At 36.7% G+C, this 15,039-nt stretch carries 10 protein-coding genes; 3 read left to right on the plus strand and 7 right to left on the minus strand.

Features of this window, described 5'->3' with window-relative positions; genetic code table 11:
- The first annotated feature begins 267 nt into the window (after positions 1-267).
- The 3 genes from KKG99_07555 (at position 268) to KKG99_07565 (ending at position 5,451) form a co-directional block, all read left to right on the plus strand.
- Positions 268-945: a response regulator gene (locus tag KKG99_07555; protein ID MBU1012845.1), complete on the plus strand. Its 678-nt coding sequence runs from the start codon at positions 268-270 to the stop codon at positions 943-945.
- Positions 946-1,192: 247 nt separating this feature from the next.
- Positions 1,193-2,029: an ATP-binding protein gene (locus tag KKG99_07560; protein MBU1012846.1), complete on the plus strand. Its 837-nt coding sequence runs from the start codon at positions 1,193-1,195 to the stop codon at positions 2,027-2,029.
- Between the two features lie 266 nt (positions 2,030-2,295).
- Complete coding sequence (locus KKG99_07565) at positions 2,296-5,451, plus strand: N-6 DNA methylase (GenBank protein MBU1012847.1); 3,156 nt, start codon at positions 2,296-2,298, stop codon at positions 5,449-5,451.
- Positions 5,452-6,103: 652 nt separating this feature from the next.
- Here the strand turns inward: KKG99_07565 and pntB are convergent.
- The 7 genes from pntB to KKG99_07600 form a co-directional block, all read right to left on the minus strand.
- Entirely contained in the window at positions 6,104-7,498 is a 1,395-nt protein-coding gene (pntB, locus tag KKG99_07570; protein MBU1012848.1) for a Re/Si-specific NAD(P)(+) transhydrogenase subunit beta, read from the minus strand.
- A gap of 5 nt (positions 7,499-7,503) precedes the next feature.
- The gene (locus KKG99_07575; protein MBU1012849.1) at positions 7,504-9,045 is read right to left on the minus strand and encodes a Re/Si-specific NAD(P)(+) transhydrogenase subunit alpha; all 1,542 of its coding nucleotides are present in this window, start codon (positions 9,043-9,045) and stop codon (positions 7,504-7,506) included.
- 316 nt (positions 9,046-9,361) lie between these two features.
- On the minus strand, positions 9,362-9,823 hold the full coding sequence (locus KKG99_07580; GenBank protein MBU1012850.1) for a pyridoxamine 5'-phosphate oxidase family protein: 462 nt from the start codon (positions 9,821-9,823) through the stop codon (positions 9,362-9,364).
- A gap of 61 nt (positions 9,824-9,884) precedes the next feature.
- The gene (locus tag KKG99_07585) at positions 9,885-12,722 is read right to left on the minus strand and encodes a hypothetical protein (GenBank protein MBU1012851.1); all 2,838 of its coding nucleotides are present in this window, start codon (positions 12,720-12,722) and stop codon (positions 9,885-9,887) included.
- An 80-nt stretch (positions 12,723-12,802) separates the two neighbouring features.
- Positions 12,803-13,501: an RNA pseudouridine synthase gene (locus KKG99_07590; GenBank protein MBU1012852.1), complete on the minus strand. Its 699-nt coding sequence runs from the start codon at positions 13,499-13,501 to the stop codon at positions 12,803-12,805.
- A 20-nt stretch (positions 13,502-13,521) separates the two neighbouring features.
- Positions 13,522-14,337 (minus strand): 3-methyl-2-oxobutanoate hydroxymethyltransferase, encoded by an 816-nt coding sequence (panB, locus tag KKG99_07595; protein MBU1012853.1) that lies wholly within the window; start codon positions 14,335-14,337, stop codon positions 13,522-13,524.
- 45 nt (positions 14,338-14,382) lie between these two features.
- Positions 14,383-14,865, minus strand: a complete 483-nt coding sequence (locus KKG99_07600; protein ID MBU1012854.1) for an FKBP-type peptidyl-prolyl cis-trans isomerase — start codon at positions 14,863-14,865, stop codon at positions 14,383-14,385.
- Positions 14,866-15,039 lie beyond the last annotated feature (174 nt).

Here is a 15,039-nt window from a genome sequence, read left to right on the forward strand (position 1 = left end):
TCTGGAAAAAATATATACCCATTCACCTAGTTTATATCCAAAATATTTGCATATTTGAAATATTTATACATACTGCGAATGGGTGTGCTCATGCTCATGCTGGGCACACACAACGGCTATAAAACATTGGCGGGTTCTTACTCGGCTGAAACGTGGGATCTTCCTTCAAGCTTCTCGTCCTGCCTGACTACGAAGTTCGCGGAAAATCCGCCACGTTTCATAGCCAAATCGTTATGCGCAACATTAATAACTTATAAATTTTGACTTATGCTACAACTATTCAGAAACCAATCAATCAATGATTTTAGAATTCCTCATAATCCAGATGAGATTAGAAAACGTATTAAGATTGTCGTAATTGATGATGATGAAGCAAGCTTTCCGACTAATCTATTAAGTACTAGTGGTTATACGATAGAATGGTGGGATAAGGTTGATGATAGAAACCTAGAAAGACTTGAGAAGAATCATTTTGACATCATAATATTAGATATTAATGACATTGCAGCCCCATCTATTTCATCAACTGATGGCATCGGAATTCTTGAGAGAATTAAAGAAGTAAATCCTGCTCAAATAGTTGTTGCATTTTCCGGACAAGAGTTTAATATAGACAAAACACATTTCTTCAAGAAAGCTGATGATACACTGAGCAAACCCGTTGATTTCATAAAAGCAAAAAACTTAATAGATAGAATTATAGATCAGAAAATTACCCTCATATACTTCTGGAGTTCTTTGAATGGATACTTAATGAAAGAGGGAGTAAAAACCAAACAAATTAAACGCGTTGAGAAAGAATTAATATCTGCGATAAAGAATCAAAGATCTGTTGATTATAATTTAATTGGAGGAAAAATTCTTAAAGGCGTTGAAATAAGTTCAAAGGTTATATTCTTAATCAAAAAATTTTTATCAATCGTTGGTTTTGTAGCAGCAGCTTAATATGGATAATGTTATAGAAAAAATTAATAGATTGGTACCTTATCCCTTTTTTGACGAAAAAGGTAAGATTAATAATGGGTGTATTATAAAAACTCCAATAGAATGTACAAGGTGTAATAAAGAATGTTACAAATCGCTTTCAAAAAGTCGGAATAAGATTTACTACTGCTCTTTAGGTTTCAACAGTTATAAAGTTGATTTTAAAAATTTCAATCTCATATTATTTGGGATTCTAATTAAGGGTCAGATGGGGAAGTTGCCCAGAAAACAAAAAAAGAATTTAAATGGACTATTTATTGATATTAGTGAATTAGAAAATTGGGAAATTAGAACTCAAGAATTAATAAATGAAATAACTCAATTTACAGACCAAAAAATTCAAGATAACTTCTCATTATTTCATGACATCATCCCAACTATTTCTTTAATTTTCAGAACATTAGAATCTTTAATCAATAAAGTAGATGGTGATACATTTGAAAAGAAAGTCGAAAATGCAGATTACAAATTAAGGACTCTATATCATGCTATAGATTTGTTAGAAAATCGTTTAAAAATCATGCCATTAATTGGTAATCCAGAATCAGCAAAATTTGGTCAAGTCACTAAATGCTACCCATACAAAATGTTTGACAAAGTATGTAGACTATTTACTGAAACAGCAAATAGAAAAAACGTCAAACTGAATCTTCATAGTGATGATTATGTAACCGCTGAATCAATGGTATATGACTCCTTTATGACATTACCCTTTCTTTTGATAGAAAACGCCATTAAATATTCAAAAAACAATAATACAGTTGATATATATATCCAACAAATTAATGAAACTATTAAAATAACTGTGTCATCATTTGGCCCAATTGTTAAAAAAGAAAATATTCATAAGATTTTCGAAAAAGGATTTAAGGATCCGAATGCCCAAAAGTTTTCTTCTAAAGGGAGTGGCATTGGTCTTTATCTCGCGGATATTGTAGCTAAAGCACACAATATAATTATATCTTATAAATGTAAGAATGAAGGCATTATTGAAAATGAAATCGAAATGGGAACTAATAAGTTCTCAATTATATTAAATTTATAAATGCAGTGCATAACAACGGCTCATAGTGCATGGCGCTTAAGTCGGTTAATAAACAGCACGGTTTTCGTGTTGTTTCCTGTCTTTTTGGGGACATGAAAGCATGCTCGTCGCCAAGGTGCGATTACTCACTATCATTGTAATCCTGAGCAATTGTTAAAAACCAGTTAAAGTGGCCTGCTTGCTGCAAAAAGAAAGAAAAAAACATGAACAGCTCACGTACAACAGCAATTTAATACATTTGTAGTTATTTGAAACGGATTTGAAAAATGACAATTGAACAATACATAGACAACATAAACAAACGCTACAAATTAGGCAATGCGACTGAACACACGTTTCGTGGAGATTTGCAACAACTGATCGAGAGTTTAGTGCCAACAATTCGGGCGACGAACGAACCGAAAAGACAGAGCTGTGGAGCTCCTGATTACATTTTGACAAAAAAGGATATTCCCGTTGGATTTATTGAAGCAAAAGATATTGGCGACAAAGACCTTGAAGGAGCGAAGAAAACAGGAAATAAAGAACAATTCGACAGATACAAAGCATCGTTAAACAACCTGATTTTTACCGATTATCTCGATTTTCATTTATATCGTGAAGGTGAATTTGTAACCAAAATTGCAATTGGAGAAGTTACCGAAAAAGGGATAAAGCCTGTAACAGAGAATTTTGAGCGATTTGAAAATCTGATTAAAGACTTTTGCACCCACATCGGGCAAACTATAAAAAGCAGTAAAAAACTTGCCGAAATGATGGCGGGCAAAGCCCGCCTTCTTTCTGAAGTGATTGAAAAGGCACTCACGAGTGATGAAACCAACAGTGAAGATAGCACGCTGAAAGACCAAATGCACGCCTTTAAGCAAATTCTGATACATGATATTACACCCAAAGGATTTGCAGATGTGTACGCTCAAACTATCGCTTACGGAATGTTTGCGGCTCGTTCGCACGATGCCACTTTGCCAACCTTTAGCCGACAGGAAGCATACGAACTCATACCAAAATCAAATCCATTTCTTAAGAAACTGTTTGGCTATATTGCTGGCTTAGAGGTTGACGACCGCATAAAATGGATTGTTGACGATTTGGTAAATATTTTCCTTGCGTGCAACGTAGATGAGATTTTGAAAAACTACGGCAAAAGCACGAAAATGGAAGACCCGATAATCCATTTTTACGAAACATTCCTGAGCGAATACGACCCAAAATTACGTAAAGCCCGTGGCGTTTGGTACACACCAGCGCCCGTTGTAAGCTTTATTGTACGTGCCGTTGACGATATTTTAAAAACCGAATTTGATTTGCCTCAAGGACTTGCCGACACAAGCAAAACCAAGATTAAAACTAACGTGCAGGGCAGCAATAAGCTATTTGAGCAGGAAGTACACCGTGTTCAAATACTCGACCCAGCCACAGGAACAGGAACTTTTTTAGCTGAAGTAATTAAACTCATTCACAAAAAGTTTGAAGGACAGCAAGGCATTTGGAGCAATTATGTAGAAGCTCATTTGTTGCCACGCTTGAACGGTTTTGAGTTGCTCATGGCAAGCTATGCAATGGCACACTTGAAACTTGATTTGTTATTAACCGAAACGGGATATAAACCGACATCAAACCAGCGTTTTAGGGTTTACCTTACTAACAGTTTAGAAGAACACCACCAAGATACAGGAACGCTATTTGCCAATTGGTTAAGTACCGAAGCCAACGAAGCCAATCACATAAAAAGAGATACGCCTGTAATGTGTGTTATTGGTAATCCGCCTTATGCTGTAAGTAGCACAAATAAAGGTGAGTGGATTCAAAACCTTATAGCGGATTATAAAAAGGATTTAAACGAGCGAAAAATTAACCTTGATGATGATTATATAAAATTCATTAGATATGGTCAGCATTACATTGACAAAAATGGTAGTGGAATTTTAGCTTATATTTCTAACAATAGCTTTATTGATGGAATTACACATCGCCAAATGCGGAAAAGTTTATTAGAAAGTTTTGATAAAGTTTACATACTAGATTTGCATGGAAATGCTAAAAAGAATGAAATATGTGCTGATGGAAGTCCTGACCAAAATGTATTTGATATAATGCAAGGTGTTTCAATAAACATCTTTGTTAAAAATGGTAATAAGAAGAAAACAGAATTAGGACAATTATTTCATGCTGAATTGCAGGGAAAAAGAGAATTTAAATATGAAAACTTGCTAAATTCATCTATTTCAAAAATTAATTGGAACCGATTAGCATACACAACGCCTTACAGATTTTTTGTTCCCAAAGATTTTAATTTAGAGTCTCAATATAATAAGGGTTTTAGAGTTAATGAATTATTGTTACTGAACTCTAATGGTATTGAGACAAAGTGCGATTCTTTGGCTATTCATTTTGATAAAAAATCGCTAAATAATATCATCGATGATTTTAAAAAAGAGGATGTTAAAACTCTAAAATTAAAGTACAAAGAAAAAGAAGATTCAAGTGGTTGGAATTTCCAAAAAGCAAAAGAAAGTATTCTATCCGATGTTTTTTATCAACAACAAATACATTATCGTCCGTTTGATGTTAGAGAAACTATAATTACTAAAAATTCTGGTGGCTTTATTGGTCGGTCAAGATTTGAAGTAATGAAACATTTCCTTCATTCGAATATTGGTTTAATTATTCCAAGGCAAACTACTCAAGATTATCGACATAGTTTTATAACTAGCAAAATTATTGAAGGTAATATTACTGCAAGTGCAAAGTTATTTGGTACAGGTTGTCTATTTCCACTCTATATTTATCCCGATATTAAAGGACAACAAACTATTGGTCATACTGAAGAAAGAACGCCCAACCTAAACCCTGAAATTGTAAAGCAAATAGCCGCTAAATTGGGATTAGCTTTTACCAACGAAAAAGAAACACCCGAAAATACCTTTGCTCCTATTGACATTTTAGATTACATCTATGCTGTTTTACATTCACCAACATATAGAGAAAAGTACAAGGAATTTTTAAAAATAGATTTTCCAAGAGTGCCATATCCAAAGAACAAAGAATCATTCTGGCAATTGGTAAAGTTTGGAGGAGAAATAAGACAAATTCATTTATTAGAAAGTCCAACGGTTGATAAATACATTACACAATACCCGATTGATGGCGATAATGTGGTAATCAAACCACGCTTCGACTCTGCTCAGCGTTCGGATGGTAATGGAAAAGTTTACATTAACGATACGCAATATTTTGACAATGTTCCAGAAATAGCTTGGAACTTTTATATTGGAGGTTATCAGCCAGCCCAAAAATGGCTTAAAGACCGAAAAGACAGGAAATTGGAATTTGAGGATATTTTGCACTATCAGAAAATAATTGTTGCCCTTTCGGAAACAGACAGATTAATGAAAGAAATTGATAAAATTGAGATAAACTAAACTATCTATACCGAAACTTATATGAGGGACAACGTCCCCATCCGGGGACGTCGTCCCTGAAGCTCTACAGACCAGCTCTTGCCCGCCGTTTTTTCAGGCCTGCCCAACTTCAAAAATGACAAATACAAGCTGTCATTTCGATCCCGCTACAAGCGGGAGAGAAATCTCAATCCATAAAGGGGATTCCTCTCTTCGTTCGGAATGACAAACGAATGCTTCGATATGCTTCGCAATCAGGGTGCAGAACCCAATATGAGGGACAACGTCCCCATCCGGGGACGTCGTCCCTGAAACTCTACAGACCCGCGCTTGCCCGCCGTTTTTTCAGGCCTGCCCAATTTCAAAAATGAAGTACTTGTCATTTCGATCCCGCTACAAGCGGGAGAGAAATCTCTTTTTAGGATTGAGATTCCTCCTCATTTCATTCGTCGGAATGACAAACGAATGCTTCGATATGCTTCGCGATCAGGAGTATGAGGGACAACGTCCCCGGATGGGGACGTCGTCCCTGAAGCTCTACAGACCCGCGCTTGCCCGCCGTTTTTTCAGGCCTACCCAATTTTTTTACCTAAATATTAAATTAATCAATTGGATTTGATTCAGGAAAACAAACTTTATGCATTAAGGGGTGTCACCCATCGTCATTTTTTCGCTATCTACGAAGAAACCCATTCAATTTATCCACACTCTCTTTGGCATCGCCATAAAGCATATCCGTATTTTCTTTGTAGAACAAGGGATTTTGAACTCCGGCATAACCAACTGCCATAGATCGTTTCATCACGATTACATTGCGGGCATTCCAAACCTGAATTACAGGCATTCCGTAAATCGGGCTGGTTTTATCTTCCTCTGCACCGGGATTTACTATGTCGTTGGCACCAATTACCATTACAACGTCGGTTTTGGGTAAATCTTCATTAATTTCATCCATTTCCAAAACCAGATCATAAGATACATTGGCTTCGGCAAGCAATACATTCATGTGGCCGGGTAAACGACCTGCAACAGGGTGAATTCCAAAGCGGACCTGCTTTCCCGCCTTTTTAAGGATATCTACCATGTCGTGAACGGGGTACTGTGCTTTAGCTACCGCCATTCCATATCCAGGGACAATTACAATCGATTGGGCATTTTTCAGCATTTCTGCTGCAGTTTCGTGATCAACAGAGGTCACTTCACCAACCATATCTTCGGCACTGCCATGCATCACTTCTCCAAATCCACCAAAAATAACCGACAGAAAAGATCGGTTCATGGCATTGCACATGATGATAGATAGAATTGCCCCTGAGCTACCCACCAAAGCTCCTGTTACTATGAGTAAATCGTTTCCTAACATAAAACCTGCAGCAGCAGCCGCCCATCCTGAATATGAATTTAGCATTGAAACCACAACAGGCATATCTGCTCCACCTATAGCCATTACCAGCATCACTCCAATGAATAAGGCAATGGCAGTCATAATCATTAGAAAAGGCAAGCCTTCATTTCCTTCTGCCATGGTAAATAATACACCAAGAACAATGGAGGTGACTACTAAAATAATATTTACGAGATGGCGTCCGGTATATAATAAAGGCTTACTGCGGATCTTTCCGTCAAGTTTTCCCCATGCCACGATTGATCCTGTAAATGTAATTGCACCAATGAATACCCCAATGAATACTTCAACAAAATGAATATTATGTTCTGCGCCTTGAAGTAAGTGTGTTTCGGGATCGAGAAATGAACCAAAACCAACCAGGACTGCTGCCAATCCGACAAAGCTATGGAGTATGGCGACCAATTGAGGCATGGCTGTCATTTCAACTTTTCGGGCTACAATAATCCCAATCACTGAAGCAATGGCGATGGCTACAATAATATAGATATATCCTTCAACCCCGGCTCCAAAAACAGTTGCCAAAATGGCGATAATCATACCTGCAATCCCATAAAAAACACCATGTTTGGCCGACTCTTGTGAAGACAAGCCCCCAAGGCTGAGTATAAATAAGATGCTTGCGAATAAATATGCTGCTGTTTGTATTTGTGTAGAGATCATTTTCCTTATTTTTTAAACATTTTCAACATTCTTTGAGTCACGAAAAATCCACCAACAATATTAATGCTTGCAACCAGAATGGCTACAAATGCCAAAATGGTCACGGGACTTGAAATATCATTACCGACCTGAAGCAGTCCGCCGATGATTATAATTCCGCTGATGGCATTGGTCACCGACATTAAAGGTGTGTGAAGTGCATGAGAAACGTTCCAGATTACCTGCCATCCCACAAAAACTGCCAGAACAAAAACGGTGAAATGCCCCATAAAATCGGAAGGAGCCACTTTGCTGAGCAAAAATAAAAACAAACCTATCACAGAAAGTTTTACCACCATGCCAATGATTTTATTTCTGGAGGCCTTTGCTTTAGCCAATGCTAATTCTTCAGGACTTATTACTACCTCTTTAACTTTAGGTTTTTGAGGACTAACAGGAAGTGGTTCGGGTGGCCAATTGATTTTACCCTGATAGGTAACCATGGCACGTTTCACAACATCATCTTCCATGTTGATTTTGAAATTTCCGGCTTTTCCCATATCATCCAATAAATGACAGAGGTTGTTTCCGTATAATTGAGAAGCCTGATTGGGTAACTGATTAAGTTTGCCAATAATAGTCACCCCATTATCCGTAGTATATATTTCATCATTTTTGGTCAAGGCGCAGTTTCCGCCTGTTGATGCGGCTAAATCAACGATAACCGATCCTGCTTTCATCACTTTTACATGATCTTCAAGAATTAATTTTGGGGCTTCACGCCCGGGGATTTGAGCTGTGGTAATGATGATATCCACTTCAGCAGCCTGCGCTTTGAACAAGGCCATTTCTGCATCGATAAATTCTTTGCTCATCACTTTTGAATAACCTGAAACTGTAGCACCATCCTCTTTAATATCTACGCTTAAAAATTCGGCACCCATTGATTGGATTTGCTCAGCAACTTCATGTCGGGTATCAAAAGCCCTTACGATGGCACCCAATGAATTGGCAATTCCAATGGCAGTTAATCCCGCTACACCTGCGCCGATAACTAATACCTTGGCAGGATCAACTTTACCTGCTGCGGTAATTTGTCCGTTCAAAAATTTCCCGTAATGATTAGCTCCTTCAATAACCGCACGATATCCGGCAATATTTGCCATGGAGGATAAAACATCCATCTTTTGTGCTCTGGAAATCCTTGGGATTGCATCCATAGCTACGGCATTCACTTTTTGATTGGCCAGTTTTTTGAGCAGATCCGGATTTTGAGCAGGCCATAAATAACTTAACAAAACCAGACCTTCTTTCATTAATTCAATTTCTTCATCTTTAGGAGCTAAAACTTTTAGCACTATATCCGAATTTTTGTAGATTTCTGCCGCCGAAGAAGCGATAGTCGCACCTGCAGCTTTAAAATCTTCATTCGAAAAATTTGCTTTTAATCCGGCGTCTTTTTGGATAAAGACGTCAAAGCCTTGTTTAATCAATCGATTAACGGTTTTTGGAGTAGCCGCTACCCGACATTCTTTAGGCTCAATCTCTTTTAAAATTCCAACTTTCATAAAATAAACATTTTAGTTCGATATGCTTACTTTACAAAATGAGTTGCAAACAAGCGCGACAAAAATAACAAAAGCAATGGATATAAAAACAATCTGAACAGGTGCCTGATAAAAATCAGTATAATACTTAAAGATTAGATTTGTGATCTATTTTATTTTGTATAAAATGGAAAGTGGAAAATCATAATTTAAATGATGAAAGTTTGCAGTAATTCATTACAAAAAAAGAATATATTAAATGCAGTAGAACAATATATGATAGATAAATCGCTCAAACGTACATTCAAAAATCGAAAATTGAAAATCATCAATCGGCTTAATGTCCGTAAACCCGTCCTTCCAGCTTATTTACTAACACTTTATAGCAATTAACATCTTTCACCGCCGGATCGTTATATTTAAATTTTCGATCGACATAATGAGCCATAATAACATTTAAGGCTTCTTTTTTCTTTTCAAAATCAGTGATAAATTCCACTTTTCCAAAAGCCAATACCGAACGGTATTTCCAGCTATAACTGCATGCAACTTCTTCATCACGGTATTTTAATTCATAATCGCCACTGAATGCAACACAAACATTGGGATTGTTCATTAAAATATCAATCTTCTTGCCTTTTTGGGCAGAGTGCAGATAAATTTCATCGTTTGCATATCCAAAATTGAAAGGCAAAACATAAGGCATATTATTTTCGTCAACCATTGAGAGATGGCAAACTTTACAATTAGTAATGATTTCTTCAATTTGTGGTTTGTAGTCAATTACGCGGCTTTTCATAGCAAGGATGTTTTTACGTGTTAATGTGTTTAAGTGTTAATGTGTTTACGTTTCTGCAAATTTAATAAAGTGCTGAGAAATCAATGTAAAATAAAAATTCAAAAACATTGGTTTTCTGATCGGGATAATAAATATACCTGACCCCTATATCGACAGGTGCAATTAAACTGAAGAAATGCATGTCGGAAGTGAGTTCAAATCCTGTTGAGCGATAGTTTGTGTTCCCTTCAGTATTTTTGCCATGGGCCTGATCATAATATAATGCAAGCTTTAATCGCTTAAGGTAAAATAATGAACCTATATGAAAATCGGGATAGCAAAGCGGGAATTTGTAATTAATGCTGGTTCGGAAAAGTTCCAAATCGTTGTGATTATTAAAACCTCTAGGGTAATTTACTTCCTGGGGGAAATAGTAAACTCCTTCCTGTCTTTTTTGATATCCGTTAACTATTTTTATGCCGTGATGCTTAAAAAGCCCGGGGAAATAGAGTATGGATTGAGCTGAAACCAACCAACTCTTATTTTCCAGCTGAAAAGGAGTGTGCCCGACCCGGAAATCAATAATTTGACCCCATGAAGGGTATAAATCCCTTGACGATGAACGTATTTGATTATACAAATAAAGTCGATAATTCATGCTGTGAACAGTATGTTGGGTGAAATTAATTTCTTGGTCGGGCAATTCTTTTAAAAATGAATTCCTGAATTTTATGGAGGGCTGAATACCTCTGTAATACCTACCCTTGTTGAATGAAAGTGGCAATCTTACCTGGGTTTCGATATTGGTTTCATCATATAAAAGAAACTTTATTTGATGTGTTGTATCATTGAAATAGTAGCGTTTCTTTCCATGATCAACTTCCAAGTCGAAAATAGGATAAAACCCTTCATATGAATAATTAAAATAATATTTTCCCAATGATTCGTTGAGGTCGTATTCATAACCCAAAGTTGCGAAGGCAGTGCTTAATTTATTTTGCGACATCATTGAGAAGCCGGGCTTAACCTCATACGAATTTACATTGATGGAAGCCGGAGCCCAACTGTGAATATCGAGTAATCCGCTTGCTTTGTGATATTTTTCTGCTTCAAATTTTTTATCGGCTCGATGATCAATTTCTAAAATTTCTTTTTCCTGTTTTGAAAAGGTTTTCGCAAGATCCAAAAATCCTTTTTTAATTTCAGTTAAAGGAATCCAACGTTCGTCAGATAACTTCTGTTTTACAATTTCATAACCATCCGAGGTGTAATTAGCGTATAGAAGAAAATCATTTTTCTCATCTACAAAAACATCTTTGGCTCCAAATTTTACATGGCTGATTTGAAAAATAGCTTTAGTTGAACAATCCAATGCATAAATATTGTCGGTTCCCGAGAAAGCTCCGGTGAAATAAATGGTATCGTTTGTAATTCTGGGATTGGAAATAGGAACATAAGTTTCGGGTATTTGCTTCTCGAATTTGCCTGAACTTAAATTTAAAACCTGAATGCTTTTCCCTTGATTGTTTAGGGTAATCAAAGCAATTTTGTCATCATCATCCGACCATGATGGGGTCATCAAAAATTCGTGATTGGGATGAGGAAATCGTTCGAGCTCTAATCCATTCGAAGCATCCAGGATAACCAATGTTGATTCATCTTCGGTGCTTTGTTCAATGACAGCAATTTTTTTTGAATCGTGCGACAATGCGGGAGAAAACAAACGACTGTTTTTTGTTAAATGGGTTAACTTTTTCGATTTGAGATGATAGGTTTTGATGACCGAAAAGTTCCTGTTTTGCCATCTCATGTCAAATTCCACTTCCGACCAACAAAGTAAACCTTGCGAGTAGGATAACCGATCACCCAGGTTTGGCCCGGGTGTAAAAATGATTTCTTCTTCACCTGTTGGTGAAATCTTAACAATGCGTTGCACATCATCAATGCTTCCTTTTACACAAAGAATATTTCTTTCATCCATCATAACCGGATGGTTATAATTAGTAAAGTCTTTAGGTATTCTTGTCAGTTGTTCGAGAGGCTGGAAGGATTGTAAAGATTGAATGGAATCCCATTTGTCTTTCAAATCATCCATTACGGAATGATAGAACTGTTGTTTAGTTAATCCGGTTGTTTTTTTGATGGCATGTGAAAATGGGGTTATCTGAAAAGGATTTCTACCTGTATTCACTAAGGTGTTTTCCCAAAGTTCTGGCCCAAATTTATTTCGACCTGAAGCTACCAACAAGTAACCCAAGGGATATGGGTCGGAAACAAAATCTTTGTAAGAACCATGAACGGATTTCTCATAGGAAAAAATCTCTTTTTCGATTACCTGGGCTTTTATCGGCATTTCAAATGAGGGTTCTCGTCCACGACCGGAATTACTTAAAGCAGTTTCAGTAACTACGGCATCTCCCTCCAAAAACCATTGAGGAATAAAAATACCGGCCATAAATGCCAATGCCTGCTCGCCCATGATAATTTTAAGCACATTGGTTAATCCTGTGTTCAGTTTTTCGATTTGGATTAAGTGACGAATTTCATGCAGTGCCAGCTGATCCAGCCAAGGTTGGGAATAGATTTGCTGTGGAGAAGTCGTATGCAAATCAATTCGGGTCGGAGCCCAGGCGGTTGTTCCATTTGAAACTACGGTTTGGGTGTGTAAAATAATTGAAGTCTTTTTGATTGCTCCATTTAATGAATATGCAACAAGTGAATAGGCCGAATCCAGAATATTGGCAAGATATTGTGCCCGGGTTTCAAAATTTTCAGGAAAAATGATTTGAAAATTCGCTGTATTAATCTGTTTCCATTTTGTTGAAGCTGGATCCTGTCCGGAACTAAAATACTGGCCTTTTACCAAAGAGGATAATAGCATTAGAAAAACAAGGATGGTTATTGATCTTTTCAAATTCATGGCCATGATCAAAGATAGAATTAAATCCGTTTTGAATCCAATACTAAAGAATTTTCAAAGATTAATCTTTTCTTTAAAATTCATTGTGAAGAACTAAAAAAATCCCATAAAGGATCACTTGGAGTTGGGGCAACGATTTCGAGTACTTCTTTGGAAACAGGATGAATAAAATTAAGTTTCCGGGCGTGTAAACTGATTGATGCATCTTTATTTGATCTCGGAAATCCATATTTTAAATCGCCTTTTATCGGGCATCCAATTTTTGATAATTGGACCCTAATTTGATGATGTCGCCCGGTTATCAGAATTACTTCAAGCAATGCGTAGTCTTTGCTTTTTGAGATCATTTTGTATTTAAGTTCAGCTTTTTTAGTTCCGTTTTGTTCTGAATTAAATGCTTTGGAGCTGTTTTTAGCCTCATCCTTTACGAGCCAATGAATGAGATGATCCTCATCTTTTGGAGGTATGTTTTTTACAATAGCCCAATAGGTTTTTTGAATTTCTTTGTTTTTTATTTGCTCATTCAACCTGGTAAGAGCCTTACTTGTTTTAGCAAAAATTACTGCACCACTTACCGGACGATCAATGCGATGAGCCAGGCCCAGATAAACATTCCCGGGTTTTTGGTAACATTCTTTTATGTAGAATTTTATGTTTTCAATTAATGATGCATCACCTGTTTTATCACCTTGAACCAATTCCGAAGGTCTTTTGTTTATGATGATAAGATGGTTATCCTCAAAAAGGATTTGCTCACGGACACTTGCTAATATATCCATGCTAAAGAGCTTTTGTAGTATTAATACTGCTCCCTTTCATTTGGGAAATTAAGCGTTTTAATATCGCTGATATAAGTTTGAACGCTTCCTTTAATTTCTTCCGATAGATTGTTGTATCTGCGCAAGAAGCGTGGGGAAAATTTTTGGGTAAGTCCGAGCATGTCGTGTAAAACTAAAACTTGTCCATCAACACCGCTACCTGCACCTATTCCAATGGTTGGGATTTTAAGTTTGTGAGTAACTTTGGCTCCTAAAGCAGCAGGGATTTTTTCCAAAACAATGCCAAAACATCCCGCTTCCTCTAAAAGTTTTGCATCTGATTCCAGTTTTTTTGCTTCATCTGTTTCAGTAGCACGAACTACATAGGTACCAAATTTATGGATTGATTGAGGTGTTAAGCCTAAATGACCGAGTACCGGAATACCGGCAGATAATATCCTCTTAACTGATTGAACGATTTCTTTACCACCTTCCATTTTGATGGCATTGGCACCCGACTCTTTCATAATACGAATTGCAGAATGTAATGCCTCTAGTGAATCGCCCTGATAAGTTCCAAATGGAAGATCAACTACAACAAGTGCTCGCGTTACAGCGCGCATAACAGAGCTTGCATGATAAATCATTTCATTTAAAGTAATAGGTAAAGTGGTTTTATGTCCTGCCATCACATTTGATGCTGAATCACCTACCAAGATTACATCGATCCCGGCTTCGTCGATCAGTCCTGCCATGGTATAATCATAAGCAGTCAACATGGCAATTTTTTCCCCTTTCAACTTCATTTCCTGCAATACATGGGTGGTAATTTTGGGATATACGCTTAGTTTTTCCATAATATCTTTATGTTAATAGAGAGTCTTTTAAAATCAATTATATTATCACCTGAAAAAGTCCAATAATTCTATTTCAAAAATCATCACTGCATTTGGCTTAACACCTGAAGGAGGGAAGGGTCCATAAGCTAATCCGGAAGGGATTAATAAAATTCCTTTTGCTCCTTTACTAAATAAAGGGATACCTTCAATCCAACCATTAATGGTGTGTGCAAGTAGGATGGTGAGTGGACTGCCAGTACGAGACTGATCGAATACTTCTTTCGTATCCAGGTAATATCCTATATAATTAACCGTCACTCTGTGATTAATGGTAGGTTTATCGACACCGGTTCCTTCTTCAGTAATAATGTAATGTAGGCCGGAATTTGTGCGCTGAGCTGTAAGGTTGTTACTTGCCAAATATCCTTGAATTAAAGCGATATCAAGTTTTAACTGATCAGCCGGGGTTATCATGTCTTCCTTTTTACTACAGGATGCAAGGGTGATAAATACTATAATTATTAAGATGGGGATTATCTTTTTCATTCGTGTTTTTTTAGTTGAGCAATCAATTTTTTTGGATTGCTGAAATCTCTTAATGCGATGCAAAATTAAAACTTTCTAACTTCATTTTCAAATCTTTATAAGAATACCCTAATTGCCCTAATTTATAAGGTATTAAAATTCGAATATAGATGATATTGCATTTTATTTTCTAAC

The organism is Bacteroidota bacterium, from assembly GCA_018816945.1.
Lineage (GTDB): Bacteria > Bacteroidota > Bacteroidia > Bacteroidales.